The organism is Pseudomonas sp. 34 E 7 (genome assembly GCF_900005715.1).
Taxonomy (GTDB): Bacteria; Pseudomonadota; Gammaproteobacteria; order Pseudomonadales; family Pseudomonadaceae; genus Aquipseudomonas; species Aquipseudomonas orientalis_A.
In genome coordinates this window covers 1-23,616 of sequence record NZ_CVTX01000187.1, presented here as the reverse complement: position 1 = coordinate 23,616, position 23,616 = coordinate 1, and the positions used below count along the sequence as shown (strand labels likewise).

Annotated in this window: 17 protein-coding genes; 15 read left to right on the top strand and 2 right to left on the bottom strand. The window is 62.3% G+C overall.

What is annotated here, in order from left to right:
• Window positions 1–14: 14 nt before the first annotated feature.
• On the top strand, window positions 15–1,334 hold the full coding sequence (gene basC, locus BFP96_RS25885) for a putative histamine N-monooxygenase (RefSeq protein ID WP_065937271.1): 1,320 nt from the start codon (window positions 15–17) through the stop codon (window positions 1,332–1,334).
• A 45-nt stretch (window positions 1,335–1,379) separates the two neighbouring features.
• Here the strand turns inward: basC and BFP96_RS25880 are convergent, their stop codons facing one another.
• Window positions 1,380–3,491: a condensation domain-containing protein gene (locus BFP96_RS25880; RefSeq protein WP_065937270.1), complete on the bottom strand. Its 2,112-nt coding sequence runs from the start codon at window positions 3,489–3,491 to the stop codon at window positions 1,380–1,382.
• Window positions 3,492–3,719: 228 nt separating this feature from the next.
• Here BFP96_RS25880 and BFP96_RS25875 point away from each other — a divergent pair, with 228 nt between their 5' ends.
• The 8 genes from BFP96_RS25875 to BFP96_RS25840 all read left to right on the top strand — a co-directional run bounded on the left by BFP96_RS25875 (window position 3,720) and on the right by BFP96_RS25840 (window position 13,972).
• The gene (locus tag BFP96_RS25875; RefSeq protein WP_065888161.1) at window positions 3,720–4,238 is read left to right on the top strand and encodes a sigma-70 family RNA polymerase sigma factor; all 519 of its coding nucleotides are present in this window, start codon (window positions 3,720–3,722) and stop codon (window positions 4,236–4,238) included.
• A 137-nt stretch (window positions 4,239–4,375) separates the two neighbouring features.
• Window positions 4,376–6,154: an ABC transporter ATP-binding protein gene (locus BFP96_RS25870; protein ID WP_065937269.1), complete on the top strand. Its 1,779-nt coding sequence runs from the start codon at window positions 4,376–4,378 to the stop codon at window positions 6,152–6,154.
• Window positions 6,148–7,905 carry an ABC transporter ATP-binding protein gene (locus BFP96_RS25865; RefSeq protein ID WP_065937268.1) on the top strand — a complete coding sequence of 586 codons (1,758 nt, stop codon included), beginning with the start codon at window positions 6,148–6,150 and terminating at the stop codon, window positions 7,903–7,905. The genes BFP96_RS25870 and BFP96_RS25865 overlap by 7 nt, the downstream gene beginning before the upstream one ends.
• Entirely contained in the window at window positions 7,902–8,846 is a 945-nt protein-coding gene (locus tag BFP96_RS25860) for an ABC transporter permease (RefSeq protein ID WP_083216691.1), read from the top strand. The genes BFP96_RS25865 and BFP96_RS25860 overlap by 4 nt, the downstream gene beginning before the upstream one ends.
• Entirely contained in the window at window positions 8,843–9,790 is a 948-nt protein-coding gene (locus BFP96_RS25855) for an iron chelate uptake ABC transporter family permease subunit (protein WP_065937267.1), read from the top strand. Before BFP96_RS25860 ends, BFP96_RS25855 begins: the two co-directional genes overlap by 4 nt.
• The gene (locus BFP96_RS25850; protein ID WP_065897377.1) at window positions 9,787–10,569 is read left to right on the top strand and encodes an iron ABC transporter ATP-binding protein; all 783 of its coding nucleotides are present in this window, start codon (window positions 9,787–9,789) and stop codon (window positions 10,567–10,569) included. Before BFP96_RS25855 ends, BFP96_RS25850 begins: the two co-directional genes overlap by 4 nt.
• The gene (locus BFP96_RS25845; RefSeq protein ID WP_065937266.1) at window positions 10,566–11,549 is read left to right on the top strand and encodes a siderophore ABC transporter substrate-binding protein; all 984 of its coding nucleotides are present in this window, start codon (window positions 10,566–10,568) and stop codon (window positions 11,547–11,549) included. Before BFP96_RS25850 ends, BFP96_RS25845 begins: the two co-directional genes overlap by 4 nt.
• 149 nt (window positions 11,550–11,698) lie before the next feature.
• Window positions 11,699–13,972, top strand: a complete 2,274-nt coding sequence (locus BFP96_RS25840; protein ID WP_065937265.1) for a TonB-dependent receptor — start codon at window positions 11,699–11,701, stop codon at window positions 13,970–13,972.
• A 202-nt stretch (window positions 13,973–14,174) separates the two neighbouring features.
• On the opposite strand, the gene BFP96_RS25835 is transcribed toward BFP96_RS25840, so the two are convergent.
• Window positions 14,175–16,382, bottom strand: a complete 2,208-nt coding sequence (locus BFP96_RS25835) for a TonB-dependent siderophore receptor (protein ID WP_240996949.1) — start codon at window positions 16,380–16,382, stop codon at window positions 14,175–14,177.
• A 331-nt stretch (window positions 16,383–16,713) separates the two neighbouring features.
• On the opposite strand from BFP96_RS25835, the gene BFP96_RS25830 reads away from it, so the two are divergent.
• From BFP96_RS25830 to BFP96_RS25805, 6 genes are all read left to right on the top strand, one after another.
• On the top strand, window positions 16,714–17,520 hold the full coding sequence (locus BFP96_RS25830) for an ABC transporter ATP-binding protein (RefSeq protein WP_065937264.1): 807 nt from the start codon (window positions 16,714–16,716) through the stop codon (window positions 17,518–17,520).
• Window positions 17,517–18,500, top strand: a complete 984-nt coding sequence (locus BFP96_RS25825) for a FecCD family ABC transporter permease (protein ID WP_065937263.1) — start codon at window positions 17,517–17,519, stop codon at window positions 18,498–18,500. Before BFP96_RS25830 ends, BFP96_RS25825 begins: the two co-directional genes overlap by 4 nt.
• Window positions 18,497–19,540: a FecCD family ABC transporter permease gene (locus BFP96_RS25820; protein WP_065891673.1), complete on the top strand. Its 1,044-nt coding sequence runs from the start codon at window positions 18,497–18,499 to the stop codon at window positions 19,538–19,540. Before BFP96_RS25825 ends, BFP96_RS25820 begins: the two co-directional genes overlap by 4 nt.
• A 28-nt stretch (window positions 19,541–19,568) precedes the next feature.
• A complete protein-coding gene (locus BFP96_RS25815) occupies window positions 19,569–20,507 on the top strand; it encodes an ABC transporter substrate-binding protein (RefSeq protein ID WP_065937262.1) in 939 nt (312 codons plus the stop codon).
• 151 nt (window positions 20,508–20,658) lie between these two features.
• Entirely contained in the window at window positions 20,659–21,651 is a 993-nt protein-coding gene (locus BFP96_RS25810; RefSeq protein WP_130138465.1) for a TauD/TfdA family dioxygenase, read from the top strand.
• Window positions 21,652–21,718: 67 nt separating this feature from the next.
• A partial coding sequence (locus BFP96_RS25805) for a condensation domain-containing protein (protein ID WP_139113449.1) occupies window positions 21,719–23,616 on the top strand: 1,898 nt, incomplete at its 3' end.

The window sequence follows — 23,616 nt, the reverse complement described above, 5'->3', positions numbered from 1 at the left end:
GGGAGACAGATTGGATGACGGATTTACCCACTGTAGATATCGCCGGTGTTGGCATCGGGCCCTTTAACCTCGGGTTGGCCGCTTTATTGTCCAAACATTGCGAGGTGACCAGTCTTTTCCTGGATCGCAAAGCCGAATTTCGCTGGCATGAAGGGTTGCTCTTGCCGGGCACCACGTTGCAGGTGCCGTTTCTGGCGGACCTGGTGACGATGGCCGACCCGACCCACGAGCTGAGCTACCTGAATTACCTGCACCAGCACGATCGCCTGTACCAGTTCTATTACTACGAGAACTTCCAGGTGCCGCGCCGCGAGTACGACCACTATTGCCGTTGGGCTTCGCAGCAGTTGCCGACGTGCCACTTCGGCGAGGATATCTGTGATGTGACTTACGACGCGGGAGCCGGCAAGTTCCTGATTGAAAGCCAGTCCGTGTCAGGCTTCAAACGCTGCTATTCCAGTCGAAACCTGGCGGTAGGCATCGGCACTACGCCGATATTGCCGCAATGGGCTCAGGTGAAAAGCGCGGCACCGATCCTGCATTCGGCAGAGTTTGGCAAGCGCCAGGCACAGTTGTCGGAATGTCGGCGTGTCACCGTGATTGGCTCCGGCCAGAGCGCCGCCGAGTGCGTGCTCGCGTTGTTCAACGAGCTGACCCCTGAGCGAATCGCCGCAGGCGCCTCGATCCGCTGGATCACCCGTTCAGCCGGTTTCCACCCCATGGAATACTCCAAGCTGGGGCAGGAGTGCTTTACGCCGTCCTACATGGAGTACTTCCACAGCCTTCCGCGTGAACGCCGTCGCGAGGTCGTGGCCAAGCAGGGCCTGTTGTACAAGGGCATCAGTTTTTCCACGATCGCCGCTATCTACGACTTGATCTATGAGCGCTCCATCGGCGGCAGTGACCCTGGCCTGACGTTGCTGTCGAACTGTGAAGTCGAGACGGTCGAGGACGTCGCCGGTACGCTGCGTATTGCCTATCGGCACCGTGAGCTGGATCAGGCCGGCAGCCTGGAGGCGGACGCGATTGTGGCCGCGACGGGCTACGGGCATGCCTGGCCGCAGTGGTTCGAGCGCCTCAAGGGGACGGTGCTGGAGACCGATGAGCACGGTGACTGTCTTGTGGAGGATGACTTCACTGCGCGTCGCTGTGATGACGGGGCAGGGCGTATCTTTGTGCAGAACGCCGAGATCTTCCAGCATGGCGTGGGCTCGCCGGACCTGGGCGTTGCCGCGATTCGTAACGCGAGCATTGCCAATCAACTGCTCGGCCGCCCGCATTACCGCCTGCCCAAACGCTCGTCGTTCCAGCGTTATGGCATGCATGAGGTGTAGTGCGTGAACGACAGGGCCTTGGTGTTACCAAGGCCCTGTTGAAGGTCAGACGCGGATGTGGTCCAGGGTGAGACTGTCTGCACCAGGTGTCGCAAACAGCGCGAACATCTGCTCAATCGTGGCGCTCATGCGCGCCATCTGTTGTGCACTGTAACGGTCCGAACGGTAGGTCACCACCAGGCGCAATGCGCGCTTGCCGTCCAGCGTGTTTTCCATGATCTCGAACTGAATACCGAACATCGACTGGGTCTTGTCCGGGTCAATCTGGCGGTAGCGGATCGCGCCGTTATCCGGTGTGCGCAGGGCGCCGTTCAAGGCGTTGTTGGCGTGAATCTGGATGTACACGTCGAACAGCAGTCCATCCGCCGGGGTCATGCCCAGGGCCTGTTGAATCTGCTCCATCGGCACATCGGCGTAGGCCATCGAGTCGTTGATCAAGCGACTGACGTTTTCAATCATGGCGCCGACGGCTTGTCGAGCATCGAATTGCACGCGGTGCGCGACCATGGTGGTGAAGTAGCCGACCGTGTCGTAATACGCCGGATCTGTGCGACCGGAAGCCGAGGTGCCCACTACCAGGTCTTTCAAATCGCCGAGCTTGTGCAGGGAGAGCACGATTGCCGAATAGACCACGCCGAACAGTGACGCGTTGTTCTGCCGGGCGAAGGCGTACAGGTGGTCGGTCGTGCCTTGGGTGGGCTTGATCTCGAACCACTGAGCCTTGGTCGATACCTGTGCCGGCGGTGCCTCGGAGGAGGGCAGCGTCAGGCCACGGGTGGCATCGCGCAGCATGCCGGTCCAGTAGTCGAGGTGCTTCTGGTTGATCCCGGCGGCTTGCTGGCGCACGGCGAATTCATGAAAGGACGGTGCCGGGCTTTTCCAGACGGGCGCTTTGTCGGCCGCTCGGGCCAGGTAGGCCTGGGCCAGTTCTTCCATCATCACGTTGAGCGACCATTCATCAATGGCCATGTGATGGACGAGCAGCGACAAGGTTTGCCGTTGATGTTGAGTGTCCTGAATGAAGCGCACCCGCAGGGGCAGCTCGCGGGTCAGATCGAACTGATAGGTGGCTTCGCTTTGCAGGGTGGCACCCTGGCTTTCGCGGCTGGGCCAGAACCACTTGAACTGCCCTAGCTGCGAGGTCGGCACGATTTGCTGGTATGCCTCGCCACGCTCGAAGTGGAAGGTGCTGCGCAGGCTGGCATGGCGCTCAAGCAGGTCATGGAATGCCTGCTCGAACAGCGCTTCATCCACCGGGTCGAGAAACTCCATGGCAAACGGCAGGTTGAAGATGGTGCCGAATTCGAAGGCGGCGTAAGCGCGTCCCAGGGACGCCTGGGCCAGTGCGAACGGCGCTTTTTGTACATCTTGCGACGAGCCGATGGCGGTCGTTGGTGCAGCGTTTTTCGCGATGACCCGGGCGCGTGCCGCCAAGGCGGTTGCCGAGGGTGCGCTGAAGAAATCGTTGAACTGGACTTCGATGCCGTGGCTGCTCGACAGCTTGCCGATGATGCGGGTGGCCAGCAGTGAGTGGCCGCCAAAGTCGAAAAAGTCATCCGTCGCCAGCATGCCCGGTTCCGCCAGGGCTTCGCGGAACTCGGCGAGGATAACGGCCGCGACTTCAGGTGTTTCGGTTTGGGCGGCGTTCTCGCCGATGTCCGCCTGGCGGTGCAGCCACGGCAGTGGCGTATCAGTGGTGTGCATGATCTTGCGGTACAGGTCGTTCGCCTGGCAGGTCTGGTCCAGAATCGGGTGCAGGACCAGCGCCAGGATGGGCGCATCCGGCGTTTGCATAATCAGCGCCTTGAATGGCGGCTGGTGTTCGGCGTCCCACGGCGCGGCTTGTTCGGAGAGCAGGTAGTGGCCGGCGTCACCGGTCACTTGAATGCGCTCGATGCACGCTTGCCAGTCGCGCGCCTGGACCTTGTCGACTTCGCCGTCATCGTTGAACTGATAGCGGGCATTGAGCTCGGGGATTGATTCGATCACCGCCTGGAGTGCCGACTCCAGCCTTGCGGGGTCGACATTTGCGTCGAGTTTCCAGGCACTCAGGTGCTTTGAAATGCGTTCGGGATATTGCTGCTGCAAGAGCCAGATATGCGCTTCGTAATCAGTGGCAGATCGTTTTGAAAACGTATCTGGAGTGAGTTCCATCATGGAAGTTTCCCGCCTTATCAAACTGAACAGTCAGAAGTAGAGATGGCACCAAGTGCCGACAGACCCATCCTCGGTCTGGTGTAACGCCTGGGAACCCGGGCGTCAGAGGACGTGCAATCCGGTGCGTTGCAGGGGCTTTATGAACACCGTATGATCGCAAATAATAATCATACATATTCGCATTAGTCAAAATCTGATCGCGGGTGGATTCGTCTCAGGAGAGGTGTTGTGAACAACGGAGCGTTTGCGTCCAAACGGCAATTCGAAAAGCTGTACATCGACCATCACCGCTGGTTGTGCAGCCTGCTGCGGCGCAAGCTGGGCAATTCGTTGGATGCTGCGGATCTGGCCCACGATATCTATCTCAACCTCATCAAGAAGGGCCGCGTGCCTTCGATCGAAGACTCGCGCTGCCATTTGACCCAGATCGCCAAAGGCATGGTGATTGACCTCTATCGTCGCCGTCACCGCGAAGCCCGCCACCTGGAATCCCTGATGCAGCAGGCCGAACCGCTGGTGCCGTCCGAAGAGGAGCGGGCGCTGGCCGCCGAGGCGCTGGTGCAAATCGATGACGCGCTGCAGGCCAAACCGCCCAAGGCCCGCGAAGCACTGTTGCTGTGCAAGCTGCATGGCATGGGCCATCGGGACATCGCTGCCGAATTGAACGTGTCGGTGTCCTCTGTCGAAAAATACATCGCGGCGGGCCTGCGGGCCTGCCATCCCTTCGCATCGACGGCCGGGCTGTGAACAATTAAATCCGCAGCGCCATTGAGGGTTTCGTCGCATCGTTCGAAATACACGGTAGGCACTGTGCAAAACGCTCGAACGCAAAAGGACGCCAGGTACGCCACACGGTGGCCGGCAGTGGTTATTCAGGAGAGCTCATGAGCGTTAAAGACACACCCATCGGTTCGGTATCCCAGGTATTACGCCCCATTCGCGGGCGGCTGATACTTGCCGCGGTACTGGCCGCCCTTGGGACCATGCTGACCATGGTGCCCCTTGCCGGCATCGCCCACATTGCGCGACTGGCCATGGGTGACGCAGCCAGTTGGGTCCAGATGCAAGGCCCGATCTGGCAAGTGGTCGGTGTCAGCCTGGCCTGCCTGTTCCTGGGCATGACCTTGATTTCGCTGGGAGAGATGGTCGCGCACCTGGCCGACAACCACATCACCGGCCACCTGCGCCAGGCCATCACCCGTCGGTTGGCCAGGGTGCCGCTGGGTTGGTTCACCCGTCGTGCATCGGGTGAGGTCAAGCAGGCGATGCAGGATGACATCGGCACCTTGCACAGCTTGACGGCGCATTTTTTCACCACCCTCGGCCGTACGCTTGGGGCGGTGATCATCGCCATCCTCTACCTGTTTGCCATGGACTGGCGCATGGCGATTGTCTCGCTGCTGCCATTCCCGCTGTTTTTCCTGTTTTTCACCCGCGCCACCAAGGCCAGTGGCGCGAACATGCAAGCGTTCGGCGCCGGCATGATGCGCATCAACAATGCCGTGATCGAGTTCGTCAACGGCATTCCCGTGGTCAAGGCATTTGGCGCCGAGGGCAAGGCCCATGGCAGTTACCTGAGTGCGGTGGATGCTTTTGCCGCTGCGTTTACCGACTTCACCCGGCCACTGGTCAGTGCAATGGCCAACGCCCACGCCATGATCACGCCCGTGGCGGTACTCGGTGTGGTGCTGGCGTCCGGTACGTTGGGGGTGAGCCAGGGCTGGCTGGCTCCGGTGGACATCCTGCCGTTTGCGCTGGTCGCTCCAGGCATCTGCGCGCCGCTGTTGCTGCTGAGCTATATCACCCACGACCTGAACAACGCGACCGCCGCCGCCCAGCGCGTGCAAAGCCTGCTGCAAACCCCGGTGCTCGAAACCCTGCCAGGCGCGTCAGCACCGCTGCCGGCAAACGCTGAAATTCGCGTCGAACATCTGAGCTACCACTATAACGACGACGCCCCGGTGCTCCAGGACCTGAACTTCACCCTCAAGCCCGGCACCGTGACCGCCATCGTCGGCGCATCCGGTTCCGGCAAGTCGACCCTGGCGCGCCTGCTGCTGCGTTTTTTCGACCCTACCGAAGGGCGTATCACCCTGGGAGGTGTCGACCTGCGCCACATCGAGAGCACCCAGTTGTACCGGCGCATCGGTTTCGTTTTGCAGGAAGTACGCCTGATTCACGCCAGCCTGCGCGACAACATCGCCCTGGGCCGTCCCTCGGCCAGCCAGCAGGAAATCGAGGCCGCCGCGCGTATTGCGAACATCCACGAACGCATCCTGGACCTGCCACGGGGCTATGACTCGGTGATCGGTGAAGATGCACAGCTTTCCGGCGGTGAGTTGCAGCGCGTCAGCATCGCCCGCGCCGTGTTGCTCGACCCACCCGTGCTGGTACTGGATGAAGCCACGGCGGCAGCCGATGCCGAGAATGAGGTCAAGCTGCAACAAGCCCTGTCGCGATTCACCCAGAGGCGCACGCTCATGGTGATCGCTCACCGGCTCGACACGGTGATGCACGCCGACCAGATCATCCTGATCGACAACGGCACCCTCTGCGAGCAAGGCACCCACGCCGAGTTGCTCGCGCGCAAAGGTCGCTACGCCAGGCTGTGGGCGTTGGGCGGTTATGAACAAGCCAAGGAACAGGCGGTGTCGTCATGCTGAAAACCTTTATTCAACTGCTCGGCGAAGACGCTTCGGTGCTGCGCCGCTACCTGGCGATGGCGCTGGTCTATGGCCTGCTCTGCGGGGTGACGATTGTCATGCTGGTGCCGATCCTCACCCACCTGTTGGCGGGGGATACCCACGCCGCCGCGCAGTGGTTGATCGCGCTGGTCATCGGTGTGGTGGTGTGCTGGGCACTGCGACGCAGCGTCGAAAAAGCCGGCATCCGCGTCGGCATCGCCGTGCTCCAGCGCGGGCGACACCGCCTTGGCGACCATGTGGCGCAGTTGCCCGTCGGCTGGTTCAGTGCGCACAACACGGCGCGGCTCAGCCACCTGGCGACCTCGGGCATGATGGAAATGGCGCAATTGCCCGCACACGTGTTCACACCACTGTTGACCGGTGTGGTCACGCCGGTGGTGATTCTCATCGCGCTGTTCATCCTGCACTGGCCAATGGGCCTGGTGGCCCTGGCGACCCTGCCGGTGCTGCTGGGCGTGTTCGTGTTGACGGCGCGGTTGGGGCAGCGAGCCGACCACGACTTCCAGCACAACGCCGCCCTGACCAGCCAGCGCATGGTCGAGTTCGCCCAGGCGCAGTCGGTACTGCGTGCCTTCAATGGCGAGGACGGCGGTACCCGGTTCCTCGAACAGGCCATCGGTCGCCAGCAGCAGGCTGCCAGGCATCTGATCCACGTATCGGCGATGTCGGTGGTGTTCAATGCGTGGGCGGTGCAGGCCGGTTTTGCTGCGCTGCTGGTGGCTGCCACCCTGTGGCTGGGCGACCTGCTGGGCGCCGGCCTGGAAGCAGGCTCGGTCATCGCCGTGATGATTACGCTATTGCTGGTCAGCCGCTTTATCGACCCGCTGCTGGAAGTGGCCGGCTACAGCGAAGTGCTGCGCGGCGCCCGTGGCCAGCTGGGTGCGGTGCGCGAGATTTTTGCAGTCAAGCCACTGCCGCAGCCACAGGCCCCCGAGGCGCCTGTCGATAGCAGCGTCGAACTGCGCAACGTCAGCTTCGCCTACGCCGAGGGCCAGCCCGACGTGCTGCGCGAGGTCAGCCTGCGCATCGAACCGGGCAGCATGACCGCACTGGTGGGCGCTTCCGGCTCGGGCAAGACCACATTGGTGCGCTTGATCGCACGCTTCTTCGATGTGACCCAGGGCCACGTGAGCGTCGGCGGCGTGGACGTGCGCCAGATGTCCGGTGAGCAACTGGCCGGCCAGATCAGCCAGATTTTCCAGGATGCCTACCTGTTCCAGGGCAGCATTGCCGACAACATCCGTATCGGCAAACCAGCGGCCAGCGATGCCGAAGTGATGGAAGCGGCGCGACAAGCCGGCGTGCTGGAAATCATCGAGCGACTGCCACAGGGCCTGGACACACCGGTGGGCGAGGGCGGGGCACGCTTGTCCGGTGGCGAACGCCAACGGATCTCCATCGCCCGTGCGCTGATCAAGGATGCGCCGATCCTGCTGGTCGACGAAGCCACCGCGGCCCTTGATGCCGAAAACCAGGCCGCCATCGCCGAAGCGCTGGCGCGGCTGCGTGGCAAACGCACGCTGATCGTTATCGCCCACCAGCTGTCGACCGTGGTCATGGCCGACCAGATCCTGGTGCTCGATCAAGGCCGGCTCAGCGAGCAAGGTTCCCATGCCCAATTGAGCGCCCAACCCGGGCTGTATGCCCACTTTCTTGCCCAGCGCAGGGCGGCAAAAGGCTGGCGGATCGCGGGTGAGGACGCTTCTTGAGTCGTACAGCAGTAGTCGTCCTGTTTGTCGTGCTGTGCGGCCTGTCGCTGATGGTGGGGGTCAAGCAGGTGTCGTGGGTCGAGCTGCTGAGCTTTTCCGACGACGCCTGGCTGACCCTCACCGCCAGCCGGCTGCCACGCCTGGCCGCGCTGATCCTCACCGGGGTCGGGTTGGCCGTGTGCGGGGTGATCCTGCAGCAGATCGTGCGTAACCGCTTCGTCGAGCCCGGTACCAGCGGTGGGTTGGATGCCGCCAAGCTGGGCATCCTGATTTCCCTGACGGTCGCGCCGGGCGCCGGGGCCGCCGGCAGAATGCTGTTCGCCCTGGCCTTTTGCTTTGCCGCCAGCCTGATCTATGTCGCGATCATCCGGCGCATCCAGTTCAAGAACACCGTGATGGTGCCGGTGATCGGCCTGATGTACGGCAGCGTGCTGAGCGCCGTCGCCGAGTTCTACGCCTACCGCCACAACATCCTGCAGAGCATGCAGGGTTGGATGCTCGGCGATTTCTCGAAGATCGTGCAGGGCAATTACGAGATCATCTACCTGATCCTGCCCATTGTCGTGCTGACCTACCTGTATGCCCATCGTTTCACCGTACTGGGCATGGGCGAGGGCATGGCCAGCAGCCTGGGCCTGAACTACGCCGCCAACGCGGTGCTGGGCTTGATGCTGGTGGCCGTCACCGTCTCTGCCACAGTGATTACCGTGGGCGCGATTCCCTTCGTCGGGCTGGTGATTCCCAACCTGGTGGCCCTGCACTACGGTGAAAACCTGGAGCGCACGCTGCCCATCGTCGCCCTGTGCGGTGCCTCGTTGCTGTTGATTTGCGACATCCTCGGCCGCCTGCTGATCTACCCCTTCGAAGTGCCGATCGGCCTGACTGCCGGTTGCATTGGCGGTGTGGTGTTCCTGGTGCTGCTGATCCGGAAGTACACATGAGACACATGGCTACCCGTTATGGCCTTTGGCTGCTGGTCCTGTTGCTGGCCGTTGGGTTTCTGTTGCTGGGCTCGGGCCTGGATTTCGATTACGTCATTCCCAAGCGGCTTACCCGCCTGGCCGCAATCGGCATTGCCGGCGTGTGCATTGCGTATTCGTCGGTGATATTCCAGACCATCGCCGGCAACCGCATCCTCACGCCGGCGATCATGGGCTACGAGGCGATCTACCTGTTGTTCCAGGCGTTGCTGATTCTGCTGCTGGGCACCCAGAGCCTGCTGCTGGGGCGTGACGGCAATGTGCTGTTATCGGTGCTGTTGATGCTCGGCTATTCGTGGCTCATCCACCGTTGGCTGTTGCGCAACGGCAGTCACAACGTGTACCTGCTGTTGCTGCTCGGGTTGGTGTTGAGCATGGTGATGGGCACCTTCACCCAATTCATCCAGTTGAAGATCAGCCCCGGGGAGTTCTCGATTTTCCAGGGATTCAACTACGCCTCATTCAACAAGGCGCAACCGGGGCAGGTGATCTATTCGGGCGTGTTGGTGGCGGCGGTGTGCTTCATCGCCCAGCGCACGTTGCCGGTGCTCGATGTCCTGGCCCTGGGACGTGACCAGGCGATTTCCCTGGGGGTCGACTACCCACGCAGCGTGCACCTGCAACTGGCCCTGATCGCCATTCTGGTGGCGGTGTCCACCAGCCTGGTGGGGCCGACCGCGTTCATGGGCGTGTTCGTCGCCAACATCGCCTACGCCCTGGCCGGCACCACGCGGCACCGGGTCACCTTGCCCCTGGGCTGTGCGATTGCCATTGGCATTTTCATCATCGCTCAGTACCTGGTGGAGCAATGGCTCAACTACAACACCTCCGTGAGCATTCTCATCAACCTGGTGTGCGGTGTGTATTTGCTCGCGCTGATGATCCGAACCCGAGGCACCGCATGATCTCTCTGCAACACGTCTACAAAGCCTATGGCGCCAAGCAGGTGCTGAGTGACGTCAGCGTGCAGTTCCCGCCGGGGCAAGTGACCTCATTGATCGGCCCCAATGGAGCGGGCAAATCCACCTTGTTGATGTTGATCGCCCGTCTGTTGACGCCTACCCGTGGCGATGTACTGATAGGCGGGCGCAACATCGCCGACGTACCGGTGCGTGACTATGCCAAGCGCGTCGCCACCTTGCGTCAGTCGCCGGATTTCAACCTGCGCCTGACCGTCGAAGAACTGGTGGCTTTCGGGCGTTTCCCCTACAGCCGAGGCGCACTCACCGCCCAGGACCGGGTGGTGATCGACGAAGCCATCGAGTTTCTTTCACTGCAACCGCTGCGCCTTTGCTACATCGACGAGCTCAGCGGCGGGCAGCGGCAGATGGCGTTCCTGGCAATGACCATCGCCCAGCAAACCGATTACCTGTTGCTGGATGAGCCGCTCAATAACCTCGACATGAAGCACGCTGTTCACATCATGCGCGCCTTGCGCCGCCTGTGTGATGAGCAAGGTCGCACAGTGATCCTGGTGGTGCATGACATCAACTTCGCGGCCAATTATTCCGACCATATCGTGGCGATGAAGGGCGGCGCCATCCACCGTCACGGCCCGGTCGACCAGGTAGTGACCGAGGCCAACCTGCGCGAGCTGTTCGACCTGGATTTCGAGATTCTGCACAGCCAACAAGGCTTCGTTTGCAACTACTTCAATCCATCACCTTCAAGGGAACTGACATGAGCACTGATCACACGAACAGAATGCGCGCGCTGCTGCTGACGATGGCCGTGGCGGCCGGGCTGCAGGGGTGTGACAAACCGGCGCCGGAGGCCAAGGCCTCGGTCGCGGCGCAGGCGGCCTACGCGCCGATCACCATCGAGCATCCGCTGGGCACCACCGTGGTCACTCAGTTGCCCCAGCGGGTAGTGGCCTTCGACATGAGCGAGCTCGACACCCTGGATCAACTCGGGGCCCCGGTGGTCGGCATCGCCAAGGACTACGTCGCCAGCTTCCTCACTCGCTACCGTGACGACACGAATGTCGCGGATGTGGGCACGACCATCCAGCCCAACCTGGAGCGCCTGCATGCGCTCAAGCCCGACCTGATCCTGATCTCTCCACTGCAGGCCCAGAGCTATAAGGAACTCAGCCAGATTGCGCCAACCGTGTACGACGACGTGGACCTGACCAACAAAAAAGGCAATTTCATCGAGACCGCCAAGGCCCATTTGACCCTGCTGGGGCGCATCCTCGACAAGCCGGAACTGGCCCGCCAGAAAGTGGCGGAGATGGATGCCAAGGTCGAGCAGACCCGCCAAGTCACTGCCGGCCGCCCCGAGAAGGCCTTGATCGTGCTGCATAACAACGGTGCCTTTACCTCCTACGGCGTGAAATCACGCTACGGTTTTGTATTCGACACCCTGGGCGTCAAACCGGCCAGCCCCGACATCGAGGCCGGCCTGCATGGCCAGCCGATTTCCAATGAGTTCATTCAGCAGGCCGACCCGGACATTCTGTACGTCATCGACCGCACGGCAGTGATGGAGCACCGCTCGGCCCTCGACCTCAAGAGCCTGGACAACCCCCTGTTGCGCAAGACCAAGGCATGGAACAACGGCCGCGTGATCTTCGTCGACGCCCAGACCTGGTACCTGTGCACGGCCAGTGTGACCTGCCTTAACCGCATGGCGGACGAGGTGGTGCAAGGCTACAAAGGCTGATCCAGACACGCGTTCGTGTACCCAAAGCCGCTGCCATTCAGGTTGCGATTTTTTCTTGCGAATATTTATCATTTAGGTTGAGGGTTTGTGGTTCTGGTACGGAATCCTAGTGAATGCACTTCAATACTTCGCATCGAAAGGAATCCAGCATGTCGGAACACGGCCGCCCAACTCGCGCCCACCCTGATTTATCCCAGGCCACACCGCGTACTTTCCCGTTTACCTTGAACCGCACGTTCTGCGCCGTGCAGATGGCCTTGCTGCTCGGTTTGAGCGGCGGCTCGCTGGCCGTGTCGGCGGCGCCTGAACCGGAGCCGGCCACCGAGGCCCGGCCCGAAGCGGAAAAGAACCGCCTGGTGCTGTCGGAAACCACCATCGTGGGCGAGCGGCTCGCCACCGACGACCTGCCACCTGCGTACGCGGGTGGGCAGGTCGCCACGGGCGGTCGTATCGGGCTGCTGGGCAACAAGGACTTCATGGAAACACCGTTCAACGCCATCAGCTACACCGATGAATTCGTGCGTAACCACCAGGCCAAGGACATCGGCTCGGTGATTGGTGCCACTGACTCGTCGGTCAACGTGCCGTCCAAGCGGTCCATCCTCGAAACCTTCTTCATCCGCGGCTTCAACACCAGCGCCAGCGACGTCACCTTCAACGGCCTGGCCGGCATGGCGCCGAACCTGCGCGGTTCGACCGAACTGGCCGAGCGCATCGAAGTGCTCAAGGGCCCGTCCGCACTGCTCAACGGCATGCCGCCCGATGGCAGCGTCGCCGGCAGCATCAACATGGTGCCCAAGCGCGCCGCCGACGAACCGCTGACGCGGATCACCACCAGTTACGAATCCAGGGGGCTGTACGGCGCCCACGCTGACGTGGGTCGACGTTTTGGCGAGCAGAACCAGTTCGGTATCCGCTACAACGGCGTGTACCGCGATGGCGACACCAGCGTGGACGACCAGCAGCAAAAAATGCAACTCAACGCCCTGGGCCTGGACTGGCGCACAGAGCGCGTACGCCTGTCCCTGGACGCTTACAAACAGCGTGAGCGCCTGGATGGCGCCACCTATTTCGGCATCGGCATCTCGCCGGCGGTCAATAAAGTGCCCAGCCCGAGGAAGGGCAACCACTCCCTGGCACCGGACTGGGCCTACACCATCAACGACACCGAAACCGTGCTGGTCCGTGGCGAGGTCGACGTGAACGACTCGCTCACCGCCTTTGCCGCCTATGGCCAGCGCGACGGTGGCCGCAATGCCCTGATGACCCGTGACACGCTGATCAACAACACCGGGGACATCAACGTGCTGGCTTATCGCTCGGACGGGCAGGGCACGCAGAAGTCCGGTGAAGCCGGCCTCAAGGGCACGTTCGACACCGGCCCGGTAGGCCACGCCTGGTCTGTGGCCGCCACCCAGTACAAAACGGAGATGAGCTACAAGGACTTGATGATCCCCAACTATGTGGTCACCAACTACGACAACCTCGACTTCGGCCCGACACCGCCTCTGGGCAAATACGGTGCCGTCACCTCCCGCAGCGAAGCCAAGCTGAGAAGCTTTGCGTTCCTCGACACCCTGTCGTTCCTCGATGGCCGCGTGCAATGGACCGTAGGCTGGCGCAACCAGACCGTGGAAAGCGCCGGCCTGACGCCGGCCCGGGTCAAGACGTCCCGCTACAGCGACAGCAAGGTGTCGCCGGCGACGGCGTTGCTGGTCAAGGTCACCGACGACGTTTCGCTCTATGCCAACTACATCGAAGGGTTGTCCCAAGGGGGCACGGCACCCACCAGCGCCGCCAACTCGGGTGAAATCCTCAGCCCTTACCAGACCAAGCAGTATGAGGCCGGCGCCAAGTTCGACCTGGGCACCTTCGCCACCACCCTGGCCGTGTTTCAGATTGAAAAACCCAGCGCCTACACCGACCCTGTCACCAATATCTACGCCACCAACGGCGAGCAGCGTAACCGTGGCGTGGAATGGAGTTTCTTTGGTGAAGTACAACCCGGCCTGCGCCTGATGGGCGGCGCGTCCTATACCCAGGCTGAGCTGACCAAGGCGTTGGTCAAATCAAACGAAGGCAACCAAGTGACCGGCGTACCTAAGATCATCGCCAAACTGGGCGCCGAATACGACCTGGAAACGGTGCCGGGCCTGACCCTGACCGCCAACACCAACTACGTGGGCCGCCGCTACGTCACCGACGACCATCGTATGGAACTGCCGTCCTACACCGTGTTTGACGTGGGCGGCCGCTACACCACCAAGGTCATGTCCAAGCCCGTGACCTTGCGCGCCAATGTCGAGAACGTGGCCAACCGCGCCTACTGGATCGGTTCGTACAGCGGCGGCGACGGCAGCGGATTGTCCGGTGGCCTGGGTACGCCGCGTACGCTGCAGCTGTCGGCGTCGGTGGATTTCTAACCTTTAACCCGAGCGTGGGGGCGTCCGAGGATGCCGCCATGCCGGGTTGGCAAAGCGTTACGAACTCTCTGACGCATCGTGGGAATTGATCAAGGATCTGGTTTCTCCAGAGCGGAGAATGGGTCTCCCGCTGCCTCCGTCAGTCAGGCAGGTAAGGCCGCGCGCCGCAGCAAGGGGCTTGCTCGGCGCGCGGAGCGGCGGGTCACCAGTTGAAGTTCACCGAGGTCAGCAGGGTGCGCTCGTCACCGTAGAGACAGGTGGAGAAACTGCACTGCGCGTAGCGCTTGTCGGTCAGGTTGTTGGCGTTGACGGTCACGTCCCAGTGTTCGTCGATCCGGTAGCGCGCCATGGCGTCGAACAGGGTATAGGCTGGCATGGCCGAATCCATACCCGAGGCCTGTGTTGTGCCCATGTAGCGAGCGCCGGCGCCCACGGTCAGTTTCGGAATGCCCCAGTTGACGAAGTCGTAGCGGGTCCACAGGGCTGCCTGGTGGTAGGGCGTTTCGTCGGTACGTTGACCCACTTCGGCGGCGATCGCGCTCTTGGTGGTGCGTGCATCGGTATAGGCGTAGGTGGCGATCACGCTGAGTGCCGGGGTGATATCCGCCTTGGCTTCCAGCTCCAGACCGCGGGAGCGTTCCTCGCCGGTTTGGCGGAACTCGTCGGTAGCTGGATCCTGCTTGAGCACGTTGGTCTGGGTCAGCTCGTAGACGGCTGCGCTGAGCAGCATATTGCTGTCCTTGGGCTGATAGCGCACACCCACTTCGTACTGTTTGCCTTCGGTCGGGGTGAAGGTCTGGCCGGTGACTTGCGCAACGGAAACCGGGAAGAACGACTCGCTATAGCTGATGTAGGGCGCCAGGCCGTTGTCCGCCAGGTAGACCAGGCCCGCGCGCCAGGTGGTGGCTTCGTCGCTTTGGCTGGCCTTGGCGCCATTGCGATGCGCTGTCTGCTGCTGGTCAGCCCAGTCGTGGCGGCCACCCACCTGCAGGACCCACTTGTCGCCGAACTTGATCTGATCCTGGAAATAGGCACCTTTTTGCAGCATGTCGAGCTGCGAGCCACGATCTAAGGAGCGGTTTTTGTTGACCACTACGGGCTGACCATAGTTGTAGCGACTCAGGTCCAGGCTGGGGGCTGCGCCTCGGAAGTTATGGGAGTCGTAGGAAGTGTCATAGCCGTCGAAACCGACCAGAACGGTGTGCTCGACGCTGCCGAGCTGCCATTTCGATTCGATATTGGTGTCGCTGCCCAGGGTTCGAGCACGCTCACGGCGATCACTGTATTGCCGTGCAAGGATGCCGGTGTTGGCGGCATTGCGGATCGCCGCTGCGGACGTCTGAGCTTGCAGGTAGTTCCACTTCACATCGGACTCGGAGTAACGCAGCTTGTGATTAAGCGTGAAGTGCTCGTTGAAGTGGTGGGTGAATTCGTACCCTAGGGCCGACATCTCGCCATTCATGTCGTCGTAGCCCGGCTCGCCGATAAAGTCGTGGCGGCCGATCTTGAAGGTGCCGTCACCCGCACCTTTGACCAACTGATAGGGCAGGGGCGCGGGGAAACGCGTATCGGTCTTCTGGTAGAAGGACAGCAGGGTCAGCGATGTGTCTTCGTCAGGGCGCCAGGTCAGCGCCGGGGCGATGTAGATCTTGTCGTCGTTGAGATGATCCTGCTGGGTGTCGCTGTTGCGGCTGAGCAGGGTCAGGCGATAGCTCAGGGTGTCGCTACCGGGCAGTGCGCCGCTGAAATCGGCGGCGAGCTGCTTGCGGTCATTGGAGCCCGTCTGCAGTTGCAGTTCATGAAGCGGCGTTTCGGTTGGGCGCTTGCTGACGCCATTTACCATGCCGCCGGGCGAGAGCTGGCCGTAGAGCACCGAGGCAGCGCCGCGAATGACCTCGACGCGCTCCAGGCCATAGGGTTCCTGAATGCCGTCGTAGGAGTTGTTCTGCAGGCGCAGGCCGTCGCGCAGCGAGCCGCCGGTGGCGGATTCGACGGAGAAGCCGCGCATGCGGAAGCGGTCCGCAGTGCGGTTGAACGAGGTCGCGCTGGCGGTGAACCCTGGCGTGTAGCTCAGCGCCTGGGCCAACGTTTCCGCCTGGCGGTCGCGGATCTCGTCGCTCGTCACCACCGACAGCGACTGCGGCGTCTCGGTGATCGGCGTGTCAGTCTTGGTAGCGCTCATGTTGCGTTTGGCTACATAGCCGACCACATGTTCGGTGGGCTGCTCAACGCTTTGCCCGGTAACGTTGATGGCATCAATCTCCAACGGCGCAGCCGTGGCTGCCGGGTTGGTCTCAGCGGCATGCAGGCTGCCCGAGCCCAGGCTGGCAATGGCCAGTGCTAGCGCGGTAATGCTGAAGGCTGGGCGTCGGGCGAAACGTTCGTGGCTTAGGTGCGTAACCTGGCGCATGGCGAAGGTACATCCTCTGGTCTTCTGGTATGTGTGCGCAATGCGGAGGACTTTCTGTGTTCCTTCACGCCAGTGCGCCGTGGCAGTCAGCAATAGCGCGCGAACTCTACATCTAAATGAGAAATATTTGTACTAGCTCACGCGTTATTGTCATCACCAAGATATTACTGCAAGCTAATGCGCATAAATGTTCAAGGCCTGGACGCTGCCCGATAGGCAATGTCCGCCCTGAGCTGGACGAGATTCGCGGTGAACCCGCATGCCCGGCAATCTGCGCTGGCTCTGAGCCAAGAGGGCGCTGGCGCGGTGGTTCGAATTCGAGTGTGTATGCATGTTGAAAGCGATGGGGCTTCATCTTCAATTCGACGAATTGAAGGTGCTCGATGACATCAGTCTGACCATTCACGAAGGCTGCTTTACCGCATTGATCGGGGCCAATGGTTGTGGCAAGACCACGTTGCTGAACGTGCTGGCGCGCATGCTACGCCCGGCCAGCGGCGACGTACTGCTGCAGGGGAAGCCTCACGTTCAGCTCTCGCGACGTGATCTGGCCAGGCAAATAGCGCTGTTGCCGCAACGCACCGCTTCGCCTGCCGGGATAACCGTGCGCGAGCTGGTCATGCAGGGGCGCTACCCCTGGCAAAGCTGGTGGCAGCAGTGGAGTGACGCCGATCAGCAGGCGATCGACCGCGCCGTGGCACTGGCCGACGTCGGCATGCTGCTGGACCGCACCCTGACCAGCCTGTCCGGAGGGCAGTTACAGCGCTGCTGGATTGCCATGACTCTGGCGCAGGAGACCCCGGTCATCCTGCTCGACGAGCCCACCACCTTTCTCGACATCGCTCATCAGATCGCCTTGCTCGAATTGCTCGCCGATCTGCGTGACCAGGGACGCACTGTCGTCGCGGTTCTGCATGACCTCAACCAGGCCGCGCGCTACGCCGATCAACTGGTGATGTTGCGCCAGGGCAAGGTGCACGCCCAGGGCACGCCCGCCGAGGTCTTCACTGCGGCCAACCTCAAGGCGGTGTTCGATCTGGATGCGCATATTCTCATCGATCCACATTCCGGTGATCCTCTGTGCGTGCCGGCTTCGCCTGCGCGCATTCGCGCACTCCACAGCCAGGTAGACCGATGACGGGTGGGTGGCGCTGGTCGATCTGGTTATCGATCTTGATCGGCATCGGTCTGGCGTCGACGCTGCACCTGGCCGTGGGGGCCAAGTCGATCCCCTGGAGCGATGTTTGGCAGGCGCTGTTGGCGTATGACCCGAGTAATTCTGATCACAGTGTCATCCGCGGTTCGCGCCTGCCGCGCCTGTGGGTGGCGATGGTTGTGGGCGCCTGCCTGGGGCTGGCCGGCACGGTGATGCAGGCGGTGGGCGACAATCCATTAGCCGACCCGGGCATCCTCGGCATCAACAGTGGTGCGGCCTTGTTCGTGGTGATTGGCTTGCTGGTGCTACCCGGCAACGACATGACCATGATTCCCCTGTTTGCCTTCAGCGGCGCTCTGGTGGCCGCCATCGGCGTCATGCTGCTGGCCGGGCGCACGCCCAATCCGGTGCGCCTGACGCTTTCGGGAGCGATGATGGCCGCGCTGTTCGGCGCCATCACCGCGATTCTGCTGCTGCTCGATCAGCAGGGGCTGGACAGCCTGCGTCGCTGGCTGACCGGCTCGCTGGGTATCAGCGGGGCAAACCTGCCAAGCTGGCTCTGGCCCTACCTGATCGCCGGCATGTTGCTTTGCCTGCTCAATGTGCGGGCGTTGAATGCCTATCGGCTGGGCGCGCAGGTGGCCTCCAGCATGGGCGTCAACCTGTTGCGGATGCGGCTGTTGAGTTTGGCGGCCGTGGTGCTGCTGTCCGGTTGTGCGGTGGCGTTGGCTGGCCCCATCGGTTTTGTCGGGCTGGTAGTGCCCCATGCGGCGCGGCTGCTGGTTGGCCACGACCTGCGGCAGCTAATGCTGGCCGCGCCGCTGCTGGGCGGCTTGCTGCTGGTGCTGGCCGATATAGTGGCGCGCACCCTCGTGAGCCCGTACGAACTCAATACCGGCATCGTCACCGCGCTGATTGGCGGCCCGGTATTCGTCGCGCTGGTACTGAGGAAGCTCAAGTGAGTCGCTGGCTGACTACGCCAAGGCGTTGCCCCGGGTTGCCCTGGGTCGGCCGACCCATCGATGTGCTGGCGGCGTTGGTGCTGCTCTTGTTGCTGATGGGCCTAACGTTGTACGCGGCGAGCGTAGGCAGCTACACGACGGGCATGGCTCAGCTCTGGCAGAGCCTGTTCGCCGATGATGAGACGGCGCTGGCGGCCAGCGTGCTGTGGGAGTTGCGTCTGCCGCGCATCCTGCTGGCGATACTCGGGGGCGCGGCGATGGCTCTGGCTGGCGTGTTGATGCAGTCACTGACGCGTAACCCACTGGCTGCGCCGGGATTGGTCGGGGTGGAGGCGGGCGCCAGCGTCACCATGCTGCTGATCCTGGTGCTGTGGCCGGAGGCCTTGCCGCTGTCGCTCTATCCCCTGGCAGCGTTGCTCGGCGGTCTGGCGGTGGCGCTGTTTATCGTCGCGCTATCCTGGCGCGGCGGCATTGCCCCGCTGCGTCTGATTCTGGTCGGCGTGGGGCTCACGGCCATGCTCGGTGCCGTCGCCGATCTGCTGATCACCTACGGCAATATCGATCGGGTCGAATCGGCGCTGATGTGGCTTGGCGGCAGCCTGCATCGCAGTGGTTGGCCGCAAGTGCAGAGCCTGCTGATCTGGCTGCTGGTGGCGGGCACGCCCCTGTTGTTCTGTCATCGCCAGCTCAATCTCCTGCAACTGGGCGAGAGCGTGGCGCTCAGTCGCGGCCTGAATGCACCGGTGATAATGCTCTTGCTGTTGCTGTGCAGCGTCACGTTGACGGCGGCAACGGTGGCCAATATCGGCGTGATGACCTTCGTTGGTCTGGTCGCGCCGCACCTGGCGCGGCAGTTGTGCGGTGACCGGCATGGCGCATTGTTGCCGCTGTCGGCCCTGTTCGGGGCCGTACTGGTTCTGCTGGGTGACACTTTGGGGCGCGGCTTGCTGCCGCCGTTGCAACTGCCGGCCGGTCTGGTGGTGGCGATTATCGGTGCGCCTTATCTGTTGGTTTTGCTGGCGCGGCAACGCAACCGTTGACGCGTGGTCACTTAAGGATATGACGAAGATGTTGGTGAAGTTCAAAGCCCTTTCCCTGATAGCCTGTGTACTGTTGGGCCTGAGTTCGATGCACGCTGTCGCCGCCGAAACCCGTGTCTTCGAGAACCGTTTCGGCCGTGTCGAAGTGCCCGTCGCACCGCGTTGCGTGGTCTCCCTGCATGACCTCAGTCTGACCACCCAACTGCTCGAACTGGGCATAACCCCGTGCGGGTCCACGGGGCGCAAGAAGATGTTCTCGGACGCGTTGTTCCGTGGCGCTCAGCAGCGCTTCGATGTCTCCGGTATTCGCTATGTGGGTTCGCACCAGTCGCCCGATCTCGAGGCCATCGCGGCGCTCAAGCCTGACCTGATCATCGGACTGTCCTATCACCAGGACCTGAAAGAGCGCCTCAGCCGCATTGCCCCGGTGGTGCTGCTGCCGGCGCGCGAGACCGACATCAAGACTTACGCCAAGGAGCTGGCCGAACTGGTAGGCAAGCAGCAGCGCTACCAGAAGCTGCTGAACGAATACGAATGGATCGTCGGCGAATTCGCCAAGCGGGTGAAGGAGCCGGGGCGTATCACGGTAACCACCCTGGAGGTCTATCCGGACGGTTTCCAGCTGATCGGCCGTTCCGGCATGGATGACGTAATCGCCGATTTCGGCCTGGGGCGCGTGTCGGCCTTCAAGGAGGCGCGTCAGAACGTGCCTTATAGCCTGGAGCGCATTGGCGACTTCGACAGTGATTTCATCATCGATACCTATGAGGAAATGCTCGGTTCGCAGGCTGGCACCGAGGCCTTCCGCCGTTCGCCGCAGTGGCAGAACCTGTTCGCGGTGAAGAACCATCAGTTCCTGTATTTCAACCGAAGTCGTTTTGCCGACACCATGCAGGGCATGATCGGCTCGGCCTACCTGCTGCTGTCGCATATTGGCGAGCGCGATTACAACCTGCAGGAAAAGTGATCCATCCAGCCTGGGTAAGCGGCTGCGGCCGCGCAGGTGATGGCTAAATAGTGCCCAGGACCTTATGTTTAAGTAATATTAATTCCTGTTTGATAATGAGTCGGTTTTGCGATAATTTTGTGCCCCTCGTCAGTAGCACCAAGGAGCGCAGATGCTTACCGATTTGCTCAACCGCGCAAACCATTCACTCGATGAGGTTCAGGCGGGTGTCGAGGGACCGCTGCCCTTTGTGTTGCGGGCCCCTGTGCCAGGCGACTCCTGGCGTGATCACGCAGAGCTGATCCGGCGTGCCGCCGACAGCAACCTGCAGACCACCGGTGGCATCCTCTTTCGCGATTTCGCCTTTCGCGACGCTAACGACTTCGAGGAGTTCGCCCGCTGTTTCGGTCACGAACTGCTGACCTACGACTACGCCTCCACGCCACGCACCAAACTCAACAGCCGCGTGTATACGTCGACCGAATACCCCGCCCACCAGGTCATTCCGCTGCACAACGAGCAGTCCTACTCGTTGAACTGGCCGATGAAAATCTGGTTTCACTGCATCCAGACCGCGCCGGTCGGCGGTGAGACGCCCATCGCCGACAGTCGCCTGGTCTACCAGCGCATCGATCCCGCCATCCGCCAGCGTTTCGCCGACAAGCGCCTGATGTACGTGCGCAACTATGGCAATGGTCTGGATCTCTCCTGGCAGCAGGCGTTCAGCACCGAGGATCGCAGCGAGGTCGAGCGCTTCTGTCGGCTCAACCACATCGACTTCGAGTGGAAGGACGACGGCGAGCTGCGCACGCGCCAGGTCTGCCAGGCCGTCGCGCAGCACCCGGTCACCGGGGAGTGGGTCTGGTTCAACCAGGCGCATCTGTTCCACATCTCCAACCTCCCCGAAGCGCTGCGCGAAACGCTGGTGTCGATCGTCGGCGAGGAGGGCGTGCCGCGTAACGTCTTCTACGGTGATGGCTCGCCCATCGAGCTGGAGGCGCTGGAGCATGTGCGCGATGTCCTGCAGCGCACCCAGATCAGCTTCCCCTGGCAGGCGGGCGATGTGCTGATGCTCGACAACATGCTGGTCGCCCATGGCCGCTCCACCTTTCAGGGGGCACGCAAGGTGGTGGTGGCCATGGCTGAGCCCGCCTCGGCCGTCTGACGCTGAATAATCCTCGAAGCCACTGCCAGGGTGGCTGACCTCGAATCCGCACGATGAAGGACGACACATGCTCGATCGCTTGATGCATGACTGCTGGCTGCGCGGTATCCGCCTGTCCGCGAGCGAAGGCCGCCTGATGATTTCCACGGGCTTGCCTGAGGCTCTGAGTACCGAGTTGGAGCGTGAGCTGCACGTGCGCAGTGCGGAAATTCTGCCCTGGTTGGCGCGTCACCCTGACTACTTCCAGGCGCGCCCGCTCAACGATAACGAGCGGGCCCTGTGGTTCCTGCAGCGTATGGAGCCCGGCAGTTGCGCCTACAACATCGCCCTGGCCGGGCGTATCAGACCGCATTACCTCTGGGCAGATCTGCCGCATCGTCTGGAGCGGGCCTGGCAGACGGTGCAGCAGCGTTATCCGCACCTGTGCAGCGCCTATGTCGAACGTGATGACGAGTTGCTGCAGTGGGACAGCCGCCCGCAGCCCACCTCATTGCAATGCGAAATCCGGCAGGACGCGGATGCCGCCAGTGTGCAGCAACGTGTCATTGAGTTGGCCGACAAACCCTTCGATCTGGCTGCCGGTGAGGTCAGCCGACTGGTGCTGTTGAGCAACCAGTCGGGCGACCGTGTCGAGCATACGCTGCTGCTGGGCATCCACCATATCGCTTCCGACCTGACCACGTTCGACGTGCTGTTCGGTGAGCTGTTCGCCCTGGTCGATGGCGACGTGCTTGCTGATGTCGACCCCGAGGCCTATCGCAACTGGGGCAGCGCGTTGTACCTGCGCAGCGAGGCGATCGAGGCCGAGGAACTGACCTGGTGGCAGGCGCAACTGGCCGAAGCGCCGGCGCTGGACCTGCCCATCGACTTCGCCCGTGGCAGCACCCAGGGCTTCGAGGGCGCAGAGCTGTCGTTTCATTTCGGCGCGGACAACAGCGAGCGGCTGCGTGCGGTCGCCAAACGCCTGGGCGTGACGCCCTACGTCTATTGGTTCTCACTGTTCCAGCAATTTCTCGGGGTGCTGTCCGGGCAGGATGATTTCGTTCTCGGTACGCCCAGTGGCTGGCGCCTGAAGCGCGAGCAGGCTGAACTGCCGGGTTATCTGGTCAACCCGTTGCCGGTGCGCTGCCGTTTGCGCCGTGACCTGTCCAGTGCTGAGTGGGCCAAGCAGGTGGCGGCCACTGTCCGGCAGACCTTGCGCCATCGTCACTATCCCTTCGCGCGCCTGGCCAAGCATCTGGATCTGCCGCGGCAAATGGGCCGGGCACCGGTGTTCCAGCACATGTTCACGCTGAACAAGGAGCGTGACGTGCCGTTCGAGCGCTACATCGAGCGCATGATTGGCGAGCAGCGTGGTGCGGCCCACGAATTGAACCTGGTGATCATCGATGACCTGCCCGAGTTCGTCGGGCGCTGGCGTTACAGCAAGGCGCTGTATCGGCGCGAGAGCGTCGAGCGCTTCCAGGCGCAGTTCATTGCCCTGGTCATGGCGGCCCTGGAGCAGCCGGACGTGCCGTTTGCCGAATTGGACTGGCTGCCTCTCGACCAGCGTTCGCAATTGTCTGGCGAATGCCTGCCGGTACCGGAAGAGAGCGCCTGGAACGCTTTTGCCAAACACTGCATGGAGAGGCCCCAGGCCATCGCCCTGGAGGATCAGCAGGGACAACTGAGTTATGCCGAACTGGCCAGGGCCGTGGTCGCCCGTGGCGAGCGCCTGCACGGTTCGCTGAGTGCGAGCGGTGATCGGGTTGCCCTTTGCCTGCCGCGCAGCCGCGAACTGGTGATGCACATGCTCGCCGCCTGGCAGTGCGGCGCGACCTATCTGGCCCTCGACCCGCAGTGGCCCGCGTCGCGTCTGCAGGATATTTGCCTGGATGCAACGCCCAGTGTCTACGTGGGTGAGGGCGAACGGCCAAACTGGTTACCGACGCAGGTGCAGTGGCTGGCCGTGCCGGTCGAGGCGCT